Origin of the sequence: Neorhizobium sp. AL 9.2.2 (assembly GCF_013317225.1) — a bacterium.
Taxonomy (GTDB): Bacteria; Pseudomonadota; Alphaproteobacteria; order Rhizobiales; family Rhizobiaceae; genus Neorhizobium; species Neorhizobium soli.
In genome coordinates this window covers 476,443-498,745 of the sequence record NZ_JAALXU010000003.1, presented here as the reverse complement: position 1 = coordinate 498,745, position 22,303 = coordinate 476,443, and the positions used below count along the sequence as shown (strand labels likewise).

Annotated in this window: 22 protein-coding genes, 1 tRNA gene and 2 pseudogenes; 18 read left to right on the top strand and 7 right to left on the bottom strand. The window is 59.6% G+C overall.

The window, feature by feature from the left end; translation table 11 throughout:
- The first annotated feature begins 11 nt into the window (after positions 1-11).
- The 3 genes and pseudogenes from G6K99_RS09185 (at position 12) to G6K99_RS09175 (ending at position 2,604) form a co-directional block, all read left to right on the top strand.
- Positions 12-953, top strand: a complete 942-nt coding sequence (locus G6K99_RS09185) for an alpha-E domain-containing protein (RefSeq protein WP_062455418.1) — start codon at positions 12-14, stop codon at positions 951-953.
- Positions 954-989: 36 nt separating this feature from the next.
- Positions 990-1,814: pseudogene (locus G6K99_RS09180) on the top strand (transglutaminase domain-containing protein); the annotation flags it as partial.
- A gap of 232 nt (positions 1,815-2,046) precedes the next feature.
- A complete protein-coding gene (locus G6K99_RS09175) occupies positions 2,047-2,604 on the top strand; it encodes a hypothetical protein (RefSeq protein WP_174196352.1) in 558 nt (185 codons plus the stop codon).
- A 9-nt stretch (positions 2,605-2,613) separates the two neighbouring features.
- Here G6K99_RS09175 and G6K99_RS09170 read toward each other — a convergent pair whose 3' ends face one another.
- Positions 2,614-2,901, bottom strand: coding sequence for a hypothetical protein (locus G6K99_RS09170; RefSeq protein WP_062455412.1), 288 nt, complete (start codon positions 2,899-2,901; stop codon positions 2,614-2,616).
- A 235-nt stretch (positions 2,902-3,136) separates the two neighbouring features.
- On the opposite strand from G6K99_RS09170, the gene G6K99_RS09165 reads away from it, so the two are divergent.
- From G6K99_RS09165 to G6K99_RS09155, 3 genes are all read left to right on the top strand, one after another.
- Positions 3,137-3,213 (top strand) — tRNA-Arg (locus tag G6K99_RS09165).
- Positions 3,214-3,406: 193 nt separating this feature from the next.
- Positions 3,407-4,015 carry a hypothetical protein gene (locus tag G6K99_RS09160; RefSeq protein ID WP_174196351.1) on the top strand — a complete coding sequence of 203 codons (609 nt, stop codon included), beginning with the start codon at positions 3,407-3,409 and terminating at the stop codon, positions 4,013-4,015.
- Positions 4,016-4,335: 320 nt separating this feature from the next.
- Positions 4,336-6,045, top strand: coding sequence for a flagellin (locus G6K99_RS09155; RefSeq protein ID WP_113110821.1), 1,710 nt, complete (start codon positions 4,336-4,338; stop codon positions 6,043-6,045).
- Positions 6,046-6,112: 67 nt separating this feature from the next.
- Here the strand turns inward: G6K99_RS09155 and G6K99_RS09150 are convergent, their stop codons facing one another.
- Together G6K99_RS09150 and G6K99_RS09145 are read right to left on the bottom strand one after the other, a co-directional pair.
- Positions 6,113-7,108: an ABC transporter substrate-binding protein gene (locus G6K99_RS09150; protein WP_113110822.1), complete on the bottom strand. Its 996-nt coding sequence runs from the start codon at positions 7,106-7,108 to the stop codon at positions 6,113-6,115.
- A gap of 130 nt (positions 7,109-7,238) precedes the next feature.
- A complete protein-coding gene (locus G6K99_RS09145; protein ID WP_174196350.1) occupies positions 7,239-8,018 on the bottom strand; it encodes an ABC transporter permease in 780 nt (259 codons plus the stop codon).
- Positions 8,019-8,217: 199 nt separating this feature from the next.
- Here G6K99_RS09145 and G6K99_RS09140 point away from each other — a divergent pair.
- From G6K99_RS09140 to G6K99_RS09115, 6 genes and pseudogenes are all read left to right on the top strand, one after another.
- Positions 8,218-8,358, top strand: a pseudogene (locus G6K99_RS09140) (flagellin); the annotation flags it as partial.
- Positions 8,359-8,890: 532 nt separating this feature from the next.
- Positions 8,891-9,307 carry a DUF4174 domain-containing protein gene (locus G6K99_RS09135; RefSeq protein ID WP_174196348.1) on the top strand — a complete coding sequence of 139 codons (417 nt, stop codon included), beginning with the start codon at positions 8,891-8,893 and terminating at the stop codon, positions 9,305-9,307.
- 168 nt (positions 9,308-9,475) lie between these two features.
- Complete coding sequence (locus tag G6K99_RS09130; RefSeq protein ID WP_062455296.1) at positions 9,476-9,757, top strand: hypothetical protein; 282 nt, start codon at positions 9,476-9,478, stop codon at positions 9,755-9,757.
- A gap of 316 nt (positions 9,758-10,073) precedes the next feature.
- The gene (locus G6K99_RS09125; RefSeq protein ID WP_174196347.1) at positions 10,074-11,435 is read left to right on the top strand and encodes a hypothetical protein; all 1,362 of its coding nucleotides are present in this window, start codon (positions 10,074-10,076) and stop codon (positions 11,433-11,435) included.
- 199 nt (positions 11,436-11,634) lie between these two features.
- Positions 11,635-12,060 (top strand): group II truncated hemoglobin, encoded by a 426-nt coding sequence (locus G6K99_RS09120; protein ID WP_244476126.1) that lies wholly within the window; start codon positions 11,635-11,637, stop codon positions 12,058-12,060.
- Positions 12,061-12,115: 55 nt separating this feature from the next.
- A complete protein-coding gene (locus G6K99_RS09115) occupies positions 12,116-12,439 on the top strand; it encodes a DUF423 domain-containing protein (protein WP_082472047.1) in 324 nt (107 codons plus the stop codon).
- On the opposite strand, the gene G6K99_RS09110 is transcribed toward G6K99_RS09115, so the two are convergent.
- Positions 12,436-12,630: a hypothetical protein gene (locus tag G6K99_RS09110; protein WP_062582724.1), complete on the bottom strand. Its 195-nt coding sequence runs from the start codon at positions 12,628-12,630 to the stop codon at positions 12,436-12,438. The two genes, G6K99_RS09115 and G6K99_RS09110, sit on opposite strands and share 4 nt — an antisense overlap.
- Positions 12,611-13,051, bottom strand: coding sequence for a DUF2325 domain-containing protein (locus tag G6K99_RS09105; RefSeq protein ID WP_174196346.1), 441 nt, complete (start codon positions 13,049-13,051; stop codon positions 12,611-12,613). The genes G6K99_RS09110 and G6K99_RS09105 overlap by 20 nt, the downstream gene beginning before the upstream one ends.
- A 507-nt stretch (positions 13,052-13,558) precedes the next feature.
- Here G6K99_RS09105 and G6K99_RS09100 point away from each other — a divergent pair.
- Positions 13,559-15,454: a methyl-accepting chemotaxis protein gene (locus G6K99_RS09100; protein ID WP_244474102.1), complete on the top strand. Its 1,896-nt coding sequence runs from the start codon at positions 13,559-13,561 to the stop codon at positions 15,452-15,454.
- A 96-nt stretch (positions 15,455-15,550) separates the two neighbouring features.
- On the opposite strand, the gene G6K99_RS09095 is transcribed toward G6K99_RS09100, so the two are convergent.
- The gene (locus G6K99_RS09095; RefSeq protein WP_062455286.1) at positions 15,551-15,748 is read right to left on the bottom strand and encodes a DUF2735 domain-containing protein; all 198 of its coding nucleotides are present in this window, start codon (positions 15,746-15,748) and stop codon (positions 15,551-15,553) included.
- A 429-nt stretch (positions 15,749-16,177) separates the two neighbouring features.
- Between G6K99_RS09095 and G6K99_RS09090 the strand changes: the two genes are divergently transcribed.
- Complete coding sequence (locus G6K99_RS09090; RefSeq protein ID WP_062455284.1) at positions 16,178-17,212, top strand: glutamine synthetase beta-grasp domain-containing protein; 1,035 nt, start codon at positions 16,178-16,180, stop codon at positions 17,210-17,212.
- Positions 17,213-17,872: 660 nt separating this feature from the next.
- On the opposite strand, the gene G6K99_RS09085 is transcribed toward G6K99_RS09090, so the two are convergent.
- A complete protein-coding gene (locus G6K99_RS09085) occupies positions 17,873-18,508 on the bottom strand; it encodes a TetR family transcriptional regulator C-terminal domain-containing protein (protein ID WP_174196345.1) in 636 nt (211 codons plus the stop codon).
- A gap of 254 nt (positions 18,509-18,762) precedes the next feature.
- Between G6K99_RS09085 and G6K99_RS09080 the strand changes: the two genes are divergently transcribed.
- The 4 genes from G6K99_RS09080 (at position 18,763) to hydA (ending at position 22,263) form a co-directional block, all read left to right on the top strand.
- Entirely contained in the window at positions 18,763-20,016 is a 1,254-nt protein-coding gene (locus G6K99_RS09080; protein WP_174196344.1) for a Zn-dependent hydrolase, read from the top strand.
- A 208-nt stretch (positions 20,017-20,224) separates the two neighbouring features.
- Entirely contained in the window at positions 20,225-20,437 is a 213-nt protein-coding gene (locus G6K99_RS09075; protein WP_174196343.1) for an antitoxin MazE-like protein, read from the top strand.
- Positions 20,434-20,793: a type II toxin-antitoxin system PemK/MazF family toxin gene (locus G6K99_RS09070; RefSeq protein WP_174196342.1), complete on the top strand. Its 360-nt coding sequence runs from the start codon at positions 20,434-20,436 to the stop codon at positions 20,791-20,793. Before G6K99_RS09075 ends, G6K99_RS09070 begins: the two co-directional genes overlap by 4 nt.
- A 15-nt stretch (positions 20,794-20,808) precedes the next feature.
- Positions 20,809-22,263: a dihydropyrimidinase gene (gene hydA, locus G6K99_RS09065; RefSeq protein WP_174196341.1), complete on the top strand. Its 1,455-nt coding sequence runs from the start codon at positions 20,809-20,811 to the stop codon at positions 22,261-22,263.
- Positions 22,264-22,303 lie beyond the last annotated feature (40 nt).

The following is a 22,303-nucleotide window of genomic DNA, read 5'->3' as shown; positions in this document are numbered from 1 at the left end:
GGCGTAATCACATGCTGGGAAGAACTGCAAACGGCCTCTACTGGATGTTCCGCTACATCGAGCGTGCCGAAAACATCGCCCGACTCGTCGATGCCGGTCTGCGCGTCTCGCTGACGCGGGCCGGATCCTCCGACGAGGACTGGCACGGCGTTCTGGAAAGTGCGGGCGTGCGCGATGCCTATAAGCAGGTGCATGCCAAGCTGACGGCAGCCGACGCGGTGGATTATCTCCTGCGCGACACGGCCAATTCGTCGAGCGTCCTGTCCTGCATCGAATCGGGCCGCAACAATGCCCGTATGGTCAGAACCGCCCTGACGCGCGAGACCTGGGAGGCCACCAACGAGGCCTGGCTCGATCTCAAGGCACGGCTTGCGCGCAACCTCAAGGCCACCGAACTGCCGGAACTGATCGACGTCATCAAGCACCGCTGCGCCCTCATCCGCGGTGCATTCCACGGCTCGATGCTGCGCAACGATCTCTACAATTTTTCGCGCATCGGCACCTTTATCGAACGGGCCGACAACACGAGCCGCATTCTCGACGTGAAATATTACGTGCTTCTGCCCTCCGTCAGCCAGGTCGGCGGCGCGCTTGATAATTTCCAGTGGGAATCGATCCTGCGCTCGGTTTCCGCGCATCGATCCTACGGCTGGGTCTATGACGGCGACTATCAGGCCGGCAATATCGCCGACTTCCTGATCCTGAAAGTTCAGATGCCGCGCTCGCTTGCCTATTGCTACGAAAAGATCGTCAGCAATCTCGGCTACCTGCAGCGGGAATACGCAGAGCGGCACACGGCGCACGACACGGCGGACGCGATCCGCGCGACGCTGACGCGGGGCTCGATCACAGAGATCATGGATCACGGCCTGCACGAGTTTCTCGAGGAATTCGTATCGCGCAACAACCAGTTGAGCGCCGAGATTTCGCAAGGCTATCGCTTTTACCAGTAGGACGGGCCGATTGGCGTCCCTTGAGGATTTGAAACAATGCGCCTGAAGATTTCCCATACGACGGAATATACCTATGACGAACCGCTGCCCTATTCGCTGCAGCGGCTTCGCCTGACGCCGACCGCAGGATCCACCCAGAAGATCATCAACTGGACGGTGAGCGTGGATGGTGCCACGGTCGAGGCGGGCTATGCCGACCAGTACGGCAACCGCGTCGAACTGGTGTCGTCGGAAGGCGGCGAGAACACGATCCGCATCGTCGCCTCAGGCGAGGTGGAAACCGTGGACAAGGCCGGCGTTTTCGGCACCCATCAGGGCTTCTGCCCGCTCTGGCTGTTTCTCCGCGAAACCCCGCGCACGGCAGCCGGCCCGCTGGTAAAGGCGCTGGCAGAAGGCCTGACCGGCGACAGCGAGCTTGCCCGCATGCATGCGCTGATGGAAACGATCCACGAGACCGTGGCCTATACGCCGGGCACCACAACGACAGAAACCACCGCCGAAGAAGCGCTTGCCGCAAAGACCGGCGTCTGCCAGGACCACACCCACATCTTCCTTGCCGCCGCGCGGCTGCGCGATATCCCTGCCCGCTATGTTTCCGGTTATCTTCTGATGGAGGGCACGACCGAACAGGTGGCGACGCATGCTTGGGCGGAGGCGCATATTCCGGGCCTCGGCTGGGTCGGCTTCGATGCGGCCAACGACGTCTGCCCGGACGAGCGCTATGTGCGGCTCGCCACCGGCCTCGACTACCGCGACGCAGCCCCGATCTCAGGCATGCGCATCGGCCGGGTCTCCGAGACGTTCGGCGAAAACCTCAAGGTGTCGCTGACGGTGGAGGATGAGGGCCAGACTCAAGCTGAACGCTCACAGACCCAGGGTTCGCAAAGCCAGAGCGGTGGACAGAGCCAAAGCCAAGGTGGACAGAGCCAGGTTCAGGGCGGGCAAAGCCAGACCACGCAAGGACAAAGCCAGTCGTGACATCGGGATCGGCTGCTTAAGACAGCCGTCGTTGTTTACGTAAATTTAACCGACTCTCCCGCAAGCCCGGCACCATCCAGGCATGATTGTCTGCGCCGATAGCAAGGGAGCGGAAATGCTGCTGGGACAATCGATCTTCCAGTCGGTGCTGACACGGCTGAAGCGCGAGCGCGACGACGAACAACCGACAGAGGCGGCAGCGGATTTCCGCGTCCGCGGCCTTGGAACGGGTTTCGTCGTCTCGACGACCGACGAGGAACCAGAGACAGGTGCGACTGGCGACACCAACGCCTATTTCGCAGACCTCGCCGACATCTCGGAACTGGAACCAGGAGCCGGCACGCAGCAAGAGATGGAGGCGCAAGCTCCGCCTTCGCCAGGTGATTTCACATCCGAAACCCCGCAGCCGCAGCCGGTCGATCCGGTAGAACCGTCCATACCTGTACACCTGACCCGGTTGACGACGGATGAGATTGCCGGCGAACTTGCTATTGTCGACGTCGACACGGAAGCCACGCTTAACGACAAGCGAAGACGGTTTGCCAAGACCAACCATCCGGACGGCGTGGCCGAGCGGTTCCGTCCGGCGGCGACCACGCGGATGCAGATCGCCAACCTGCTGATCGACCAGGCGATCAGGGCGCGGGAAATCCACGCGCGGATGTTCGGCTGATTTTAAAGTTCAGGTCTTGTCGAACGTCCTGTCGGCAGGCTGTTCAGGCGCATTGCGCAGCTGCGCATCGTCGGCCAGCGCATCCTGGTCCTGTGCAGGGTCGGCCATCGTAACCGGTGCAGCCGGCCGCTTTTCGAGGAACAGCTTGTAGGCCGCATAAAGGCCGAGACCCCCGGAAATGACCGCCCAGGTGACCGAACCGGCATAAAGCTCGAACACAGCCCAGCCGAAGCAGATCGCCGGAATGAGGATCCGCCGCCAGAGCGGCCCATAAAACGGGTGGTTCGGATCGATCATGCGTGCCTGCTCCCCTCGCGGCCAGATACGGCCCTTCCCCGACGATATCCCTGTCCCCAGCGAAAATTGCAAGGGATCACTCCCACTTTCCCTCTCCCCGACGCAGCCCCGCGGGACGCCCACGGCCGCTATCTTGCCCACAGGCTGCGATTTCCCGATTTTGCCAATTGATGCCGCAAGCATCCTGGGTTAAGAACCGTCTCATCGGACGAAGCGAGTCATCGCTTTTCGGCATGCACCCGTAGCTCAGCTGGATAGAGTGTTGGATTCCGATTCCAAAGGTCACAGGTTCGAATCCTGTCGGGTGCGCCACTAAACCAAAGAAATCATTGATTTTTATTTTTCTTCTTGATCTCTAATGGATCGGAAATACGCTAGCGCAGCGTAAGCACAATGATTACCCTCTCCACCCCAAGGTTCTTTCCTCAACGCATTCAGTCCCCTAGTTTCTTATTTCTACCTGCGCCAAAATAATAACCGACTGACTTAACGTGAACGCTCCGAAATGAAAAAACATACGCGCCAGCTTTATCTCGACAGCAAAAAACTGCTTGGCCTGCTTGCAAAGGCGAATGCGAATACCGGTTTCGATAGTGCGATCCGAAGTGTGTTCGGTAGCGAACTGAGGCCCAAGCAACAGGTCGAGATCGGGGGTCGCCATTTCCTCTATGCCGGATCGGCTAAGAACCTTGTGGCTTTCCTTCCTATCCAATGGCGGGATGAGCTCGACAAGATGGGTATTGTCTGGAAGGGTTGCGAAAGATGGTGGGCGGGTTATCCAATGATCCTTCTGGCCGAGATGCGGGTGAGCGAGGACGGCATATCAGGATATCTGCGATTGAATGCCGAGGTCGGCCCGGCTTCTTCGCACGAGGTTCGGAAAGGCATGATCGAAGCGATCAAGACCGCGGCCGTCGCCAGCAATCTTGACCGCATTCAGTTCCAGCCGGACGCAGCCGAAACTGGTAGGCTCTACTCACGCTTTTTGCGCAGGAACGTGATCCCGCTGAACGACATTACCAATTCCGGGGAAATCCAAGCGCAGCTGAAGATGCTCGTCAGCGACTTCGACCCGGAGTTGGAACTGGTCGCGACTGTCCTTGGTAGGCGGTAGACCGGGCGATCGGGCTGCCGGTCGGAATGCTTTTCCACAGAGTACCTCCCCTTACTGCCGCCGCAGAAATTTGCGTAATATCAAGTTTTGCTTGCAGCTTTTAACCGTCCGTTAACCATTTCCAGTCGAAAACTACAACACAAGTGCACGGCAATCATTTACACCACAAAATTGCTGAGCAGCCTTAGAACCCAGACCTGGGGTTTCAAAGGTTACGGTCCCGCCATTACGACGGGCACCCTTTGGGTTAACCGTTAACGATGTTCCGATCATTGCTAGCTTACTTCGCCGGACCCGTTTTCGCGTCCGGGGGCTAGCCCTTGCTCTTGGGGCTTTTTAACGTGACCAGCATACTAACCAATACCTCCGCAACAGCGGCACTTCAGACCCTTCGCACGGTCAACAACCAGCTCGATACCGCACAGCAGCAAGTCAGCTCCGGCCTTCGCATCCAGACCGCGTCCGATAACGTGGCGTACTGGTCGATCTCGACCACGATGCGCTCTGACAACAAGGCCAACTCGGCAGTCAATGATGCCATCGGCATTGGATCTGCAAAAATCGACGTCGCGGTGGCGGCGATCGACACGACGATCGATATCGTGAGCGACTTCCGTGCAAAGTTGGTGACGGCGACAGAAACGAGCATCGACAGGTCGAAGGTTCAAAGCGAACTGGATGCACTCAAAGATCAGCTGGTGGCCACAGCGACATCTGCGAGCTTTAGCGGCGTGAACTGGTTAAACACCAAGTCCGACGACAATCTTGCGGTCCTTTCTTCCCTGCCGGACTACGTGGTCTCCGGTTTCATCCGTTCACCGGATGGGACCGTTCAGGTCGACAAGACGGAGATTGATACCGCTGATGTCAGCGTGTTCAATGTTGGCGGCGGCGGCTCACTGCAGAAGGACATTCGCTCGCTCGGTGGTATCGGAGGCTTCCGCAATGCCGATCCGGCTGGCCAGAACCGCAACGGCTATCAGCAATGGGAGATGACCGGACCGGTGACGTTGGCTGCCGGAGAGAGCATCTCATTTGATATCTCAATTGATGGAACGGCGGCAACGAACGTCTCCATCGACAAGGCGACTGTCGATGCGGCGCTTGGCACCACGGATGGCATCATTTCGGACGATGACGACTATGCCACCGTGATCCGCAAAGCCCTCGCAGATGCAGGCCTCTCAAGCCGCGTCTCGACCTATGGAAGCTCCTATAGTAGCTCCCTCCTCTCCATCGTAAGCACAGAGCAGAGCGGAAACAGCGGGTCGAGCATTCAGGTGACGAACGTAATCAGAAGCCCAGCGGCTACTGCCGGCGGGTTCGAGGATACGCCGTATCAGGATGCCCCGGGCAGCTACGCGCAGACCTCCTTTGCGTTCACCGGTCCCTTCCAGATCTATCGTGATGTTGATTTCACCTTCGACTTGAATTTACCGAACACCGAGGAGCAGGAGTTCGTCGTCACGCGCGATATCGTTGATGCCGCGCTCGGAACGGCTGACGGCATGGTTAATTCCTCAGCGGATCTCGCCTCCATTCTCAATCTGGCAAAAAACAGAGATGGTGGAACGCTCTCGACATCCGGCGTTATCGTTTCTTCTAGTGGAGGAAGTGTCGTCTTCACTATCGACAGCTCCCTCTATCCCGACAAGGGCAATCGCTCCTGGTTTTCGATCGACAACGTCGAAGACAACGTTCGGGGCCCTAATTTCGATATCCTCGATGTCGATATCACCGATCCGGCCAATGATCTCGACAACTACATCAACGGTCTCGACATGATGCTGGAGCGCGTCATCAAGAGTGGTGCGACGCTGGGTGCGGCGGAAAACCGGATCGACATACAGGCACAATTCAATGCCACGCTCATGGACAATATCGAACAAGGCGTCGGTCGCCTCGTTGACGCCGACATGGAAGAGGCATCGGCGATCCTTTCGGCGAAGCAAACGCAGCAACAGCTCGCCGTGCAGTCGCTCCAGATTGCCAACAGCGCGCCGGAGACCATCATGCAGTTGTTCAACTGATCGATACCGGTCGCGTGAGGTGGGGCCGACATAAAGCGGCCTCATCATTCCTCACAAACTCGCTGAGTTATTTCCGGAAGGCGACGCCGACGCCCTTGCAGACGAATTGCGCATCGAAAACCCGACGGTAGTCGAAGTTTGCGCTGATCGTCTCGGCCGCCACCAGAGTGTCGAAGAATGACCTGTAGCGTTCTTCGGTGATGCAGCCGATGCCAGTCTTCACCGTCTCGTCGTTATCCACGAGGCCATATTGTCTCATGACGTCGAGCGCATAGGCAAGAAGCTCGTCCGTCATGTCCGGGTTCTCGAGCTTGATAAGCTCGTTTGCCGAATGGTTGTCGCCGTAAAGGTAGGTATTCCAGCCTTCGATCGTCGCGTCGATGAAACGCTGGATGACATCGGGCCTGTCAGCAATGAACGATGGTCGCACGGTGATCGTCTGGGCATAAGGCTTGTAGCCCTGGTCGGCGAGCAGAAACACTTTCGGTGACCATCCCGCCTGCAGCTGCACCGAGTACGGCTCGGACGTGAGAAGGCCCTGTTGCGCGGAATGCGTATTGGTAACGAAGGGCGTGAGACTGCCATTGTATGGCCGATACTGCTCCTCGGAAAAACCCTGGAATGACGCGAGCATCCACGCGAAATAGCTTTCGTAGCCGCCTGCACTCATGAATATGTCGGCAAGCCGGGTCAGGTCCTGGAACGTCTCGACACCGGGATGGGCCATCAGGATCTGTGGTGCTTTCTGATAGATTGCCGCGATATCAACGAGGGGGCTGCCGTCGACCGTCGCGTTGATCACGTTCTGGGGCGTACCAAGATAGAAATCAATCTTGCCGGACGTCAGCAACGCCTGGTTTGCCGCATTCGGGCCGCCGGGTATGATCTCCACATCGAGCCCATGCTTTGTATAGGTGCCGTCGGCCAGCGCCTGATAAAAGCCGCCATGGTCGGCCTGCGCCAGCCAGTCGGTGCCGAACCGAACCTTGTCGGCTGCCAGAGCCTCCTCGCTGCCGCCTGCAAGAATTGCGATGATGGATGCAGTCATCAATCGAATAGGCATCACGGTTCCCCAGACCCAGCTCGGGACATCTGCACTTTGGCCGGCATGTCGGACCTAGACTGCTGTTTCAAATACGACATAGAAGAAGTTCAACTTCAGGTTCAGCCAATGCAACCATCATCAGGCAAAGTCAACCGTCATTTCTGCGCCATTGGCCAAGCGTCAGTTTGGACATCATTTCAACGGCTTCGATGAGCAGGATCCCAACTGCAGTGACGAGCAGGGCTTCGCCGAACACGAGCCGGATATTGCCCTGCAGTGCGATCTGGATACGCATGCCAATACCGGAATACTGTCCGCCGCGACCGGTCATCATGTCAGCAATGACGGCGCCAACAAGCGCCAGCCCGACAGCGGTACGCAACCCGCTGAAGAAGAACGGCAAGGCGAACGGCCATCTCAGGTAACAGAATGTCTGCCATCGCGACACGGGATAGATCCGCATCGCATCGAGCAGAACCGACGGCGTACTCTTCAGCCCTTGCAAAGTGCTGACGGTGATCGGGAAGAACGCCACCAGGAAGGCGACGATGACCTGCGTCAGCCCGGGTGGTGCGACCACGACCACGACCGGCGCAAGCACGATAACGGGAGTGACCTGGAGCGTCACCAAGAGCGGCAGAACGAGCGGCTGTAGCAGAAGCCAGCGATGCAGAAGAAGTGCGATGGCGACGCCCGCGACGACGGAAACCAGTAAGGCGATCAGCGTCGTCTGGATTGTTACTCCTAGCGATCGAAACACGCCCTTGCTCTCCAGTAGCGCGATCACCGCATCGGCCGGGGATGGCAGTACACTCAGTGGGATATCGAAGGACGCAGTGATCAACCACCAGATCGCAAGCAGCGAAAGGAAGCCTGTTGGCAGGCTGACCTTCTGTAGAATTGTCGCGGGTGTTTTGTTCGCGTCCATGAACCTGGATTAACGATAGAACGCTAAAATTCGTTGAATTTATTGCAGCATCGAATGTTTGGGGTCCGAAGTGCATCACGGTTTCACGAGTTTCGAAAACTGCCCACCGATTACTGAAGGCGAATTACACAGCCAATTCTTCGGTCGCTCTTCTTTCAGACGGCTGTATCTCGGAAGTACGATCAATGGCTCCTGAAGTGTAAGCCGCCTTGTCGACACGGACATGGAGGAAGCCTCCGCCAGGCTGTCCGCAATCCAGACGCAGCAGCAACTTTCCGTTCAGGCATTGCAGATCGCCAACAGCAGCAGCGAGACGATTATGCAGCTCTTCAACTCCTGAACGCACCTGGAGCGCTGGCCGAAGTTCTTTCACGGATCCAGCCCTCCTTTCATTCTCTGGTCGACATCGTCATGACCAGGCGTTCGGTGGTTCACCGCGGTTCCGCTGTGGCGCGTATCGAGGCCACCCTGCCCGGCACCATTGCCACCATCTGGCCGCTCACGGCACCGGACGCCCTCTCGCCGTACAAGGCGATGCCTCAGGCTCCACATCCACCAGCATGTCGTCACACTCGAGACAGGTCATGCAGATCCCGCAGCAATCCTGATCGAACTCCTCCACGGATCTTGGCTGTCGACAGCAGCCGCAGATGGGCGAGCCCGGGCCGGCGACCCGGGTGGGAGACAGAATTTCCATGACGTTGCCATCGCGTGCGTGCGCAGAGGTATCTGCCATCGCAACCTCCCTATTTCAGTTGATGATCATAAGATGGGAGCGACTAGCTCAAGAATCCAGAGAGGGCGTACAGACAGGAAGCACCTGAACCATCACGCGTTTGTTGCGTTCCTTCGGTAGATCTGGAGATGACCGCATGAAACGAACACTCATCGCCTTCGCCCTCTCGCTCGCAACCTCGCAGGTGTTTGCCATGGACAGCCTTTCACACCTCGAATGGAAAAAGCGTGTCCTCATCCTTTTCGGTGACAAGAGCGATGCGTCGATTGCCCGACAGGTCGGCATCCTGACATCGCAAAAGGCGGAATTGGCGGAGCGCGACATGGTTGTGCTGCAGGTTTCCGGAGATGTCGTGGAAACGATCTACGGTGACGCCGACCGGATCGACGCGGGCAGGCTGCGCGCGGAGGCAAATATTGCGGACGGTGCGTTTCATGTCGTCCTTGTCGGCAAGGATGGCGGCGTGAAGCTGAAAAGCGATACGGTCGTCAGCGACGTCGAGATGTTCGACCTGATCGATCGCATGCCGATGCGCCGCGGCGGAAAAGGCTGAATGACCTCAGACGACATTGGGGTATCCGTGGCACGCAACGGCTCCGATTCGTTCAACTTTTCGCGACCATTTCGGAAAACGCGGGCATATCCCCGATCGACATTTGCGTTGCGACGCGTTCACCCTACCTTAGGCGCCTAGGCCATGAATTGAAGGAGACGATGACAGATGAGCGCCGAATTCGGTCCGTACGTGCAGATGGGTAAGCTTGCTCAGGTGATGGCCCACCAGTACCAGAAGGACACCAACCTCGCTTTGGCGCCCCTGCTGTCGCATTACATGGACGAGGTCGAGGTCAACGTGGCCGCCGACAGTTTCAACCACTCCGGTTTCATGAACAATATCCGCGGGCCGCTCAAGGTCACGGCTGACGCAACGACGGACGAGCGGCGCAAGGCGTTCCTGCAGGCCGTCGTTGATGCGCTTCAGGAGCGCATGCAGCGCGTATAGGCCCTGCGGCAGCAGGATTCTTCCAAGACTGAACTCATAAGATCTGATGCAACGCGCCTTTTCGCGCACGTGCCGGCGTTGCGCTGTGCACGGCGCGGATGGTCGTGGAAGACGGAGGGGTTGCCATCAGAATACGGTCTCGGCACAGCTGTTAGGCGGACGATCGGCCTTAACAACCGCCCTGATCACCGCGTCAGTTCACGAATCGACATACTTGGACACGCAAAATGAGTTCCCATTTCGCGTTTTTATGGTGCACTAGGTCTCAAAGATATTCGAGGGATCGATTCCGGTCCTTTTTGAGAGAGTTTGCGCCATGGAAAATCCGATCCCCCTGAAACGCATTTCCCAAAATGTCGTCTTTCGCAAAGGTGACGTGTTTGTTCTGTTCGGCGAGCTGTTCGGGCGCGGTTACGCGACCGGGCTGATCGAAGAGGCCAAGCGTGCGGGCATGAAGATCGTCGGCATCACCGTCGGGCGCCGCGACGAGAACAACGCGCTGCGTCCGCTGACCGATGACGAACTGCAGGCTGCGGAAACGCAGCTCGGCGGCAAGATCATCAACGTTCCGCTGATGGCGGGCTTTGATCTCGACTCACCGGCCGGCACGCCGACCCCGACCGATCTTCTTGCCGACATGACGCTCGAAAGCTGGCAGACCGACAAACTGGACTGGGATCACATCGAAGCATGCCGCACAGTCGGCGTGGAGCGCTTCCGGAATTCGCTGACGAAAGTCATGGCGATCCTCGAAGACATGATCCCGGCCGGCAAGAATGTCTTCTTTGCTCATACGATGGCGGGTGGCATTCCCAAGGCGAAGGCGTTTCTCGTCATCGCCAACCGCATCTACAAGGGCCGCGGCGTCCGCCACATGTCCTCGCAGACACTGCTCGACAGCGACATGGGCAAGCTGATCCTTGCAAACTTCGACGAAGTTTCCGCCAACACCTATCACCACCTGATCGAACTCAGCACCGCCATCCGCACGCGGATCGAAGCCGCGGGCAACCAGGTGCGCTACACGGCCTATGGATATCACGGCACCGGCATCCTGATCGGTGACGAATATCGCTGGCAGACCTACACCAACTACACGCAGGGCTATGCCAAGATGCGGCTTGAGGATGTAGCGCGCAAGGCCTGGGCCGATGGCGTCAAGGCGACCGTCTACAACTGCCCGGAAATCCGGACCAACTCGTCCGACGTGTTTGCCGGTATCGAACTGCCTCTCATCCCTCTCCTTCTCGCATTGAAGAAGGAAGGCGGCGGCGCCTGGGCTGAAGAACTGTGGCAGGCCTGCCAGGAGCGCCTGGCAGACGGCTACACGGTTGAAGACACGCTGCAGAAGATCATCGATCTTCAGGCAGACGAAGTCATGCAGCCCTTCTACGATTTCAAGCGTTGGCCGATGCCAAACAGCCAGGGACAGTCCGATCTCACCATCGGCACCTCGGCCGAGATCACGCAGATGCACAAGGATAGCAAGGTTCTGATCAGCGATCTGTTGAGCACGCTGGTCGTTGAGGCAACCGGACAGCTGATCTTTGCGGAAACCTCGAACCCGACCGGTCCTGTCGTGTGGCTCAACCACGACATCGTCGCCCGCAAGCTCAATTCGACCCATGAGTCGAATGCGGATGCAGGCGTGACCGAAAAGGTCAGAATGCTCGCCTGAAAAAGGCCGCTGCACTCCATCGTGCCCGCCGACCCCGCGTCGGCGGCACCATCGATGCAGAGATACTCCCTGACAGTCGCCCGGCATCGCTCTGCGCCTCAGGCCCTAGTCCGGGTCTTGCCCTGACGGTTGCTCCGGCCTACCAAGCCTTGAACGATCAACCACCCTTGATCCGTCTAAGACGCCGGATGGGGGAGCCATGGAAACCGTGATGGCAGACGAGGACAGGCAGACCACATCCGGCGAAACGATTACTCTTTACGAGGCGATCGGGGGTGATGCGACGGTTCGGGCCCTCGCGGCGCGCTTCTACACCCTGATGGATACGCTGCCGGAAGCTGCCCGCTGCCGGGCCGTTCATCCGCAAAGTCTGACGGGAAGTGAAGCGAAGTTCTATGACTATCTGACCGGCTATCTCGGCGGCCCGCCCGTCTATGTGGAAAAACACGGGCACCCTCGCCTTCGCTCGCGCCATTTCGGGGCTGAGATCGGACCGGTGGAGCGCGACGAATGGTTGCTGTGCTTCCGCCGCGCCATGGACGAGACGATCGCAAGCCCGGCCCTGCGCGACATCATCTGGCCGCCGATCGAGCGGCTGGCTCATCACATGCAAAACAGGGAATAGAGCCTTGGCGAGACTCGATAAACTGCGGCCGTTCATTCTCTTTGCGAGCGGTCTGATGGGCGCCTGCGGCGTAGGCCTTGCGGCTGCCGCAAGTCATGGCGGCGATACGCTTCTGCTCGGCTCTGCCTCGATGATGTGCCTGGCGCACGCGCCGGTGCTGCTCGCTCTTTATCTTGGACATCAGCAGATCCGCACAGCGACGCTGGCCGGTCTCATTCTGGGCCTTGGGACGATCGTGTTTGCGGGTGATCTGGTGGCGCGTCATTATCTCGGAAGCCGACTGTTTCCGTTTGCCGCGCCACTCGGTGGCAATCTTATGATTCTCGGCTGGCTCGCAATCGCGATCGGAGCGTTTTTGCGCGCCGTGGCCCGGCGCTAGAACGTCCGGGTTCGGCTCGAAGGTATCGATCTCGGCACAGCCGTATCCTGCGAGCGGTCCATCGCGAGCCGGTAAAGCTCGGTCACCATGCCGTCGCCGCTCTGCTCGGCGAGCTTGTGCAGGACGGCCATCGCGTCGAGATCCCGCCCCTCGCGATCGAGAATAGGCTGATCAGGATAACCTGTTTTCATCATTGCGATCCTTGATGGTCTGCAGCGCCCGCTCAAGGCTTGACTTCGACCCGTTGCGCAAGGGGATGAAGGTGACGCCGAACTTCTTGCATCCGGTCTTTACCCGCAGACACGCATCGTGGCTGATACAGTCGATCGGGCAGAAAACGCAGTCAACCGAGGGAAGCACCGTATCGATGCGGGAAACCGCCTCGCGCAACCCACCGTCGTGATGGATCAGTTCCGCGCCGTGGCGGGTGGCGATGGCGCGCAGATGGGCCACCTGGCAGTCCCGGCCGCCGACATAGAGAAAGCTGCGGATGTCGACCACTTCCCCGCCGATCCCGGAGGCGCCATTGGCAGCGCTGCGGTTCGAGGATGCCGCAGCATCGGATGCGGCATTGCCGCCACGCGTGTTTTTCCGCTTCTGTTTCTTCGCCATGATGCTCTCCGTATTGGGCCGGAATAATTCGGGGCAAACCCCGTCGTTGGCGCACCATATGAAACTGGAATTTGAGAGTAAAGATTAAAGTCGACTCTTTCACTCATATTAATTTAGGGCACAGCCCGCGTCGTTTTCGACCGACACGAGCGCCGAATGGCAGTTTTTCTGCTCACTTAGCGTATGTTAGCGGACCGTGGTTTTCAGGGGCATCGATAGGCGAGGCCGGCGTGGGCTTACAGCTGGATCAACGAAGCCTCGGGATTCGCAGCAGTTTTAGCGTACCCTATACTGAGCATTTGCTCAGAACCGAGAATAAATTCAAACCCTGGCGTGTACTGTCAGTTTTCGCCCAAGTCCGGACAAATATTCGCCCGCTATTTTAACCAGCGATTAGCGCAATTACGGCAATAGGTTAGGTGGGCGTCCTCGCGCATGCCGAGAATTGGCGGGTTGGGATGTATTGTTGGGCAAGTTGAAGTGGTGTGCACTATGGCAATTCGGGATATGGCTATTTCGAAGAAACTCGGCCTCGTTACCGTCGTAATGGGCCTTTCTTCTCTTATTATTGCAGGCGTTGCGGGAAGCGGGCTCTATGGGCTGCAAAAGGCAATCATTTCAGTCGGCGCGCGTGAAGAAGTCGCTCGTGAAGCGATGGATCTGCGGGTCGACATTATCGCAATTAGCCGCATGACCTATCAACTGGCCGCGGCGCCGGACAAAGCCAAGGATTTCCGAATCGACGCCGAAAAGCGCGCCGGCGAAATGCTGGCACGCCTGCCGAAGATCGAAGCAACCGCGGACGCTGCCGAACAGGACCAGCTGAAGACGGTGAGAGCCGCCCTCGACAGCTATTTCGTCTCGATCCGCAGCATGGTGGACACCGCCGAAAAGAATGCAGCCGACACCGCCGCCATCTCGGCTGCGCTGAAAAAGGCGCTGGATGGCCAGAAGGTCGTCACCGACTCCGTCAAGGTCTACAGCACCTATTCGGGCAAGGAACTGGCTGTGGCCCGCGAAGAAGCCGTTGCGTCCTCGACCACCGCCATGCTGGTTTCGGCGCTGTCGGCCCTCGCCTTCATCATCATCGGCGCCACGATCAGCACGATCGTCGCACGCCGTGGCATCGTTCGCCCCATCCGCGAGCTGACCGAAGCCATGACCCGCCTTGCCAAGGGCGATATGAACATCGATGGCGTCGACGCAAGCCGCGGCGACGAAATCGGCGCGATGGCCCGCGCCGTCGAGGTATTCCATACCAACGCTGTCGCCATGACCGACCTCAAGGCACAGGAAGCAGCCCTTCACGAGCGTTCCAGCGACCTGCAGACGTCGATTTCGAAAGTTGTCGCATCTGCTGTCGCCGGCGATTTTTCCGGCCGCATCCGCAAGGACTACCAGAACGAAGACCTCAACCGCTTTGCATCGGGCGTCAACCAGCTGGTGGAAAGCGTCGACAATGCCGTCACGGAAGTTCGCCGCGTCATCGCAGCGCTTGCCGATGCCGACCTGACCCAGAGCATGAACGGCCAGTTCCAGGGTGCATTTGCCGAGCTTCAGACCAACGTCAACTCGACGATGGACCGGCTGAGCGCCACCATGAGCAACGTGCGCGGCGCAGCCGGCACGATCAACGACAATTCCGCCGAACTGTCTTCGGCGGCAAACGACCTCTCCAAGCGGACCGAGCAGCAGGCTGCAGCGCTTGAAGAAACGGCAGCCGCCCTCGACGAGATCACCACGACGGTGCGTGCCGCCTCTGCCCGCGCCACCGAAGCCCGCGACATGGTCTATGAGACCAAGCAGAGTGCGGCAAAGTCGGGCGAAATTGTTCGCAGCGCCGTCACCGCCATGAGCCGCATTGAAGACAGCTCGACGAAGATCAGCCAGATCATCGGCGTCATCGACGAGATTGCCTTCCAGACCAACCTGTTGGCGCTGAACGCCGGCGTCGAAGCCGCCCGTGCTGGCGAAGCCGGTCGCGGCTTTGCCGTCGTCGCTCAGGAAGTGCGTGAGCTCGCCCAGCGCTCCGCCAATGCGGCAAAGGAAATCAAGACGCTGATCAGCGCCTCGGCTTCCGAAGTCGCAGGCGGCGTTTCGCTGGTGCGCTCGACCGGTACAGCACTTGTCGAGATCGAAAGCCTGGTCAACAAGGTCAACGAACATGTGGAATCCATCGCCACGGCTGCCCGCGAGCAGTCGACGGCGCTGGCCGAGATCAACTCCTCGGTCAACCACATGGACCAGATGACCCAGAAGAACGCCGCGATGGTGGAAGAAACGACCGCTGCAAGCGAGACGCTTGCAGCCGAAAGCCGCCAGCTTCAGGCGCTTCTCTCCAACTTCAAGCTGGAAGGTGGCAGCGATCTCGGCGGCATGGCACGCCGGATGCGCGCGGCCTGATAAAAGCCTGGACAATCAGACCGTAAAATCCCGGGGGCAGCGATGCTCTCGGGATTTTTCAATTCGAATCGGCCATCCGGCGATGGCCCGCAACGCTCAGCAGGGTTTCGGCCCCTGTTCCGGCTTGGTGTCGACCAGCGCACTGCTCACTGCTTCTTCATGATACCAGCAGTGGTCCTGCACCGCGACCGGGTAGGTCCCGACCGGCACCGTGGCGCCGTTCTCAAGACGGATCCGTGGCGTCAATGGAAATTGCAGGATCTGCGCTGTCTCACGATGGATGCCAATAACCATCCTATCGCCTCCTCCTCAATGCGCACTCAAACGCATACCAACCAGAGATATGCACATTTTTTGTGCTTTCTGCACTATTTTACATCATTTGCCTGTTCGGCGCTAGGCACGAATGAAAGCAAACGAGCTCAGGGCGATATAGTTTCGTCGGCGGAACTCAGACGCGAAGCAGAATTCCTTGTTTCAAGACCCCCGGTGGGTGCGCGAAAAATCGATTGATTTTCAAACGGGCTGGGATGATGGCGTTACAGTCGTCACCCGCAGACATGTAAGCCCGGCCAATCATACGACTTTTTTATCGCGATTTTCGGGCAACGACAAAAACTGGCACGGTATGTGCGTTCTATGTCTCATGCCCGGGATGCAGCGCTTTCGCGTCGCAGTCTCTGGATGGCTCAACCATGAACACCACGGCCTGAGAGATAAAATATGACCAAGTTTAAGCTCGAGTACATCTGGCTCGACGGTTACACCCCCGTCCCGAACCTGCGTGGCAAGACGCAGATCAAGGAATTCGACACCTTCCCGACGCTGGAACAGCTGCCGCTGTGGGGCTTCGACGGTTCGTCGACCAATCAGGCCGAAGGCCGTTCGTCCGACTGCGTGCTGAAGCCGGTCGCCATCTACCCGGATCCGGCCCGCACCAACGGTGCGCTGGTCATGTGCGAAGTGATGATGCCTGATGGCGTTACCCCGCACGCGTCCAACAGCCGCGCGACCATCCTCGATGACGAAGATGCATGGTTCGGTTTCGAACAGGAATACTTCTTCTACGAAGACGGCCGTCCGCTCGGCTTCCCGGAAAGCGGCTACCCCGCTCCGCAGGGTCCGTACTACACCGGCGTCGGCTACAAGAACGTCGGTTCGGTTGCCCGCGAAATCGTTGAAGAGCATCTCGACCAGTGCCTCGCAGCTGGCATCAACCACGAAGGCATCAATGCCGAAGTGGCCAAGGGCCAGTGGGAATTCCAGATTTTCGGCAAGGGCTCCAAGCGCGCCGCCGACCAGATCTGGATGGCCCGCTACCTGCTTCTGCGTCTGACGGAACAGTACGGCATCGACATCGAGTTCCATTGCAAGCCGCTCGGCGACACCGACTGGAACGGTTCGGGCATGCATTGCAACTTCTCGACCAAGTACATGCGCGAAGTGGGCGGCAAGGAGTATTTCGAGGCGCTGATGGCGCAGTTCGACAAGAACCTGCAGGACCATATCGACGTCTACGGCCCGGACAACCACCTGCGTCTGACTGGCAAGCACGAAACGGCTCCGTGGAACAAGTTCTCCTACGGCGTTGCCGACCGTGGCGCCTCGATCCGCGTGCCGCATTCCTTCGTCAACAACGGCTACAAGGGCTACCTCGAAGACCGCCGTCCGAACAGCCAGGGCGACCCCTACGCGATCGCCTCGCAGGTTCTGAAGACGATCTCGGAAGTGCCGCTCGCGAAGTCGGCCGCCGCCTAAGACACAACGTCCTCCCAAGGACAACGAAGACGCCGGCCTCGCGCCGGCGTTTTTTTTGTTTCGGGGTTGTAGAAAGTTCGGGGCCCGTTCTGCCATCCGGGTCAAGCATCTCCGCTTTTAGGCTCAAACCTCTCCGCCCTCATCCCTGTGCTTGTCACAGGGATCGAGTAGCGTCGCGTCTGCGACGCGGAAGGGTCTTCCCAGCCCAAGGACTTGGGATGACTAGATTCCTGTGACAAGCACAGGAATGAGGGAGAGTGGGAGGGCCGCTCGCGACGACGGCTGGCACGGCTGTCACGGCTGTCGCCGCTTAAGCAGCAAGTCCTCCCAGGACAAACGGAAACCACCGGCCAAGCGCCGACGTTTTTCGTTTCGGGTGTTCTGAGCGTAAGGCTCTTGAGGCATGGCAACCCGAGTTCGGACCTCTCGGCCTTCAGGGCTCACCCCTCTCCGCACCCTCATCCCTGTGCTCGTCACAGGGATCCAGCAGCGTCGCGTCCGCGGCGCGGAAGGGTCTTCACAGCCCAAGGACTTGGGCTGACTGGATTCCTGTGACAAGCACAGGAATGAGGGAGAGAGGGAGGCCGCTCCTGAAGTCCGCTGTCACCGAGGACCCAACATCGGCTGCCGTCTGTCACGAGAAGTCCTCTCAGGAAGCCCTCAAACCTTCAGCCCCTCGAGAAACAGCCCCTCCAGAAACCGCGCCGCATCCTCGAAACGGTCATCGTCGTCCCGGTCCTGACCGAGAACCGCCCGCACCTGGACGTCGAAATCGGCGTAATGTTGCGTGGTGGACCAGATCGAGAAGATCAGGTGGTAGGGGTCGCAGGTGCGGATTTTGCCGGCTTTCGACCAGGCGCGAATGACGTCCGCCTTTTCATCGACCAGGTCTTTCAGCGGGCCTTTCAGTTCGTCCTCGATATGTGGCGCGCCCTGCAGGATCTCGTTGGCGAAAAGCCGGCTTTCGCGGGGGAAATCCCGCGCCATTTCCAGCTTACGGCGGATATAGGAGCGGATTTCCGCGACCGGATCACCCGCCGCGTCGAAAGCCCGCAGCGGCTCCAGCCAGGTGGAGAGCACCCGGTCAATCAGCTGGCGATGGATCGCCTCCTTGGTGCGGAAATAATAGAGCAGGTTCGGCTTCGACATACCGGCCGCCTCGGCGATCTGATCGATCGTCGTGCCGCGGAAACCGCTGACCGAAAACACCTCGAGTGCCGCCTCAAGAATGACCTCTTCCTTCTCCTCCTGAATGCGGGTGCGCCGCTGCGTTTTCGCCGCTCGTGGAATGGCCATCCGTGTCCTGCCTTGCATCCCCAAACGCTGATCCAGATTCGTGTCACAAGGCCCATTTTCAAGGCATCTGGCGCGAAAATAGGCGAGTATTTTTCGTGATTTACGGCTTGAGTGGCGGTCGGGAAATTGTATGTTTTACCAGTCGGTCAAATTATCGATCACAGACAAAACAAACGCAATGCCGATGTTTTAGATCTTGCCAGAAGTAGGTCTGGAACGCGGCTCAAGCAGGCATAACGGGTGAGGACAGGATGATGGCGGCAGCACCGGGCGAGAACATGCGTGTGAACGGCGACCGGCTGTGGGACATGCTGGAGGAGATGGCGAAGATCGGCCCCGGCATTGCCGGCGGCAACAACCGCCAGACCCTGACCGACGAGGACGGCGAAGGCCGCCACCTGTTCAAGCGCTGGTGCGAAGACGCCGGCATGACCGTCGGCACCGACACGATGGGGACGATGTTTGCGACCCGCGCCGGAACCGATCCGGACGCGCTGCCGGTCTATATCGGCTCCCACCTCGATACCCAGCCGACCGGCGGCAAATATGACGGCGTGCTGGGCGTGCTGGCAGGGCTCGAAGTCGTCCGCTCGATGAACGATCTCGGCGTCAAGACGAAGCATCCGGTCGTCGTCACCAACTGGGCGAACGAGGAAGGCGCGCGATTTGCGCCAGCCATGCTGGCTTCCGGTGTGTTTGCCGGTGTTCATTCGCTCGACTACGCCTATAGCCGCAAGGATCCCGACGGCAAGACCTATGGCGACGAGCTGAAGCGGATCGGCTGGCTGGGCGACGAAGAGGTCGGCGCCCGCAAGATGCATGCCTATTTCGAATATCATATCGAGCAGGGCCCGATCCTCGAAGCCGAGCAAAAGCAGATCGGCGTCGTCACCCATTGCCAGGGCCTGTGGTGGCTGGAATTCACGCTGACCGGCAAGGAAGCGCATACCGGCTCGACGCCGATGGACCGCCGCGTCAATGCGGGCCTCGCTTTCGGCCGCATTCTGGAACTGGTGCAGGACGTGGCGATGGCGGAGCAGCCGGGCGCTGTCGCCGGCGTCGGCCAGGCGTTCTTCTCGCCCAATTCCCGCAACGTGCTGCCCGGCAAGGTGGTTTTCACCGTCGACATGCGCACGCCGACGCAGGAAAAGCTCGATCGCATGCGGGCGAAGATCGAGGCGGGCGCGATCGAGATCTGCGAAGCGCTCGGTGTCGGCTGCGCGGTGGAAGCCGTCGGTCACTTCGATCCGGTGACGTTTGATCCTGTTCTGGTCGGGCGCGTGCGCGATGCCGCGGTCAAGCTCGGCTACAGCCACCTGGACATCATCTCCGGCGCCGGCCACGATGCCTGCTGGGCATCCAGACTGGCGCCCTCGACGATGATCTTCTGCCCCTGCGTCGACGGCGTCTCGCACAACGAGGCCGAGGAGATCTCCAAGGACTGGGCCGCCGCCGGCTGCGACGTGCTGCTGCATGCGGTGCTGGAAACGGCGGAGATTGTGGCGTGAGCCGATCCAAGATACACTCGGCGCCGGCAGCAAAAGCGGAGCCAGCCGCATGTCAACAGCACCGGAAATTCTTGTTTTCAAGCATCGCCGCGCCGTCAGCGCGACGGGCAAACGCGCGTGCGACGAGGTTCGAGCCATCGCATTGAGCTGGACCCGGAAAACTCGTCCATAGCGCGGCAATGCGCCAGCAGTGACAGGAGGCAATGACATGGGCAGGCCACGGGAAGTCTCTGAGGAAGAACGCGCCGAGCTGATCCGCAAGGGCTACCGGCCGATCGAGGTTTGGGTGCCGGATCTGGACAACGAGACCATTCGCAAACAGCTACAGGACGAGGCCCGGAAGATCGCCGAAGCGGACAAGGCCGAAGGGGTCATGGACTGGCTCGATGCTGTCGGCCCCACGAATTGGGATAAGCCGTGAAGCTCAAGCGTGGCGATATCGTGATTGCGGTTTTTCCCGGTGAGCTCGGGAAGCCAAGACCTGCCGTCATCCTCCAGCACGACGACCTCAATGAAATCCTCACGACGATCCTGGCATGCCCGATGACGACCCATGTCATCGAGACCCCCTGGCTTCGCCCGATCATCGTGCCCACCATCGACAATGGCTTGCAGGAACTGTCCCAGATCATGTCGGAGAAGATCTCGCCTTTGCGCAAGGAGGTCATCCGGCAGCAGATCGGCCGATTGGACGAACACGATCTGAACCGGCTGGAAGTCGCGTTGCTGCACATCATCGGTCTGACGCACAAGATGCAGTTGCAGGCCCAGACATAGACAAGGGAGCGAGCCATGACCACCATCATCAAGAACGGCACTGTCGTCACCGCCGACCTCACCTACAAGGCGGATGTGAAGATCGAGGGTGGGCGGATCGTCGAGATCGGGCCGGATCTCCGGGGCGAGGAAGTCCTGGATGCGTCAGGCGCTTACGTAATGCCGGGCGGGATCGATCCGCATGTGCATCTGGAAATGCCCTTCATGGGCACCTATTCGGCCGATGATTTCGATAGCGGCACACGCGCGGCGCTTTCGGGCGGCACCACGATGGTGGTCGATTTCTGCCTGCCGGAGCCGGGTCAGTCGCTGCTTGATGCGCTGAAGCGCTGGGACAACAAGGCGACCCGCGCCCATTGCGACTATTCCTTCCACATGGCGATCACCTGGTGGAGCGAGCAGGTGTTTGACGAGATGAAGGCGGTGGTGCGCAACCACGGCATCAACACGTTCAAGCATTTCATGGCCTACAAGGGCGCCCTGATGGTCAATGACGACGAGATGTTCGCCTCGTTCTCGCGCTGCGCCGAACTTGGCGCCCTGCCCCTCGTGCATGCGGAAAACGGCGATATCGTCGCCGCCATGCAGCAGAAGCTGATGGATGCAGGCAATGACGGGCCGGAAGCGCATGCCTATTCGCGCCCCGCTTCCGTCGAGGGCGAAGCGACCAACCGTGCCATCATCATCGCCGATACCGCGGGCGTGCCGCTCTATGTGGTGCACACGTCCTGCGAACAGGCGCATGAGGCGATCAGGCGCGCGCGCCAGTCCGGCATGCGGGTCTATGGCGAGCCCCTGATCCAGCATCTGACGCTCGACGAAAGCGAATACGCCCATCCGGACTGGGATCATTCCGCCCGCCGCGTGATGTCGCCGCCGTTCCGCGACAAGCGCCATCAGGATTCGCTTTGGGCGGGCCTGGCATCCGGTTCGCTGCAGGTGGTGGCGACCGACCACTGCGCCTTCACGACGGAACAGAAGCGCACTGGGCGCGGCGATTTCCGCAAGATCCCAAACGGCACCGGCGGCCTTGAAGACCGCCTGCCGATGCTCTGGACCCACGGCGTCGAGACCGGCCGCATCACCATGAACGAGTTCGTGGCGGTCACCTCCACCAACATCGCCAAGATCCTCAACATCTACCCGAAGAAGGGCGCGATCCTGGTTGGAGCCGACGCGGATATCGTGGTGCTCGACCCGAAGGCCTCAAAGACGATCTCCGCCGCAACCCAGCAATCGGCGATCGATTACAACGTGTTCGAAGGCAAGCATGTGACCGGGCTGCCGCGCTTCACGCTGTCGCGCGGCAATGTCGCCTATGCCAATGGCGAGATCCGCACGAAGCCGGGCGACGGCAAGTTCGTTTCCCGCCCGCCGTTCCCAGCCGTCAGCAAGGCGCTGTCGGCCTGGAAGGAAATCACCGCGCCGCGCAAGGTGGAACGCTCCGGCATCCCGGCATCAGGCGTATGAGCGGCTTGATGACAGCGATACCCGATGAGGCGGAGGCCGG

Excerpts from the sequence above, each read along its gene's own strand:
- G6K99_RS09100 (WP_244474102.1), top strand. The coding sequence starts at position 13,559 with ATGGCTATTTCGAAGAAACTCGGCCTCGTTACCGTCGTAATGGGCCTT.
- G6K99_RS09185 (WP_062455418.1), top strand. The coding sequence starts at position 12 with ATGCTGGGAAGAACTGCAAACGGCCTCTACTGGATGTTCCGCTACATC.
- G6K99_RS09135 (WP_174196348.1), top strand. The coding sequence starts at position 8,891 with ATGAAACGAACACTCATCGCCTTCGCCCTCTCGCTCGCAACCTCGCAG.
- G6K99_RS09085 (WP_174196345.1), bottom strand. The coding sequence starts at position 18,508 with ATGGCCATTCCACGAGCGGCGAAAACGCAGCGGCGCACCCGCATTCAG.
- G6K99_RS09095 (WP_062455286.1), bottom strand. The coding sequence starts at position 15,748 with ATGGTTATTGGCATCCATCGTGAGACAGCGCAGATCCTGCAATTTCCA.
- G6K99_RS09075 (WP_174196343.1), top strand. The coding sequence starts at position 20,225 with ATGGGCAGGCCACGGGAAGTCTCTGAGGAAGAACGCGCCGAGCTGATC.
- G6K99_RS09120 (WP_244476126.1), top strand. The coding sequence starts at position 11,635 with ATGGAAACCGTGATGGCAGACGAGGACAGGCAGACCACATCCGGCGAA.
- hydA (WP_174196341.1), top strand. The coding sequence starts at position 20,809 with ATGACCACCATCATCAAGAACGGCACTGTCGTCACCGCCGACCTCACC.
- G6K99_RS09130 (WP_062455296.1), top strand. The coding sequence starts at position 9,476 with ATGAGCGCCGAATTCGGTCCGTACGTGCAGATGGGTAAGCTTGCTCAG.
- G6K99_RS09105 (WP_174196346.1), bottom strand. The coding sequence starts at position 13,051 with ATGGCGAAGAAACAGAAGCGGAAAAACACGCGTGGCGGCAATGCCGCA.
- G6K99_RS09110 (WP_062582724.1), bottom strand. The coding sequence starts at position 12,630 with ATGAAAACAGGTTATCCTGATCAGCCTATTCTCGATCGCGAGGGGCGG.
- G6K99_RS09175 (WP_174196352.1), top strand. The coding sequence starts at position 2,047 with ATGCTGCTGGGACAATCGATCTTCCAGTCGGTGCTGACACGGCTGAAG.
- G6K99_RS09150 (WP_113110822.1), bottom strand. The coding sequence starts at position 7,108 with ATGCCTATTCGATTGATGACTGCATCCATCATCGCAATTCTTGCAGGC.
- G6K99_RS09125 (WP_174196347.1), top strand. The coding sequence starts at position 10,074 with ATGGAAAATCCGATCCCCCTGAAACGCATTTCCCAAAATGTCGTCTTT.
- G6K99_RS09170 (WP_062455412.1), bottom strand. The coding sequence starts at position 2,901 with ATGATCGATCCGAACCACCCGTTTTATGGGCCGCTCTGGCGGCGGATC.
- G6K99_RS09145 (WP_174196350.1), bottom strand. The coding sequence starts at position 8,018 with ATGGACGCGAACAAAACACCCGCGACAATTCTACAGAAGGTCAGCCTG.
- G6K99_RS09090 (WP_062455284.1), top strand. The coding sequence starts at position 16,178 with ATGACCAAGTTTAAGCTCGAGTACATCTGGCTCGACGGTTACACCCCC.
- G6K99_RS09080 (WP_174196344.1), top strand. The coding sequence starts at position 18,763 with ATGGCGGCAGCACCGGGCGAGAACATGCGTGTGAACGGCGACCGGCTG.
- G6K99_RS09160 (WP_174196351.1), top strand. The coding sequence starts at position 3,407 with ATGAAAAAACATACGCGCCAGCTTTATCTCGACAGCAAAAAACTGCTT.
- G6K99_RS09115 (WP_082472047.1), top strand. The coding sequence starts at position 12,116 with ATGGGCGCCTGCGGCGTAGGCCTTGCGGCTGCCGCAAGTCATGGCGGC.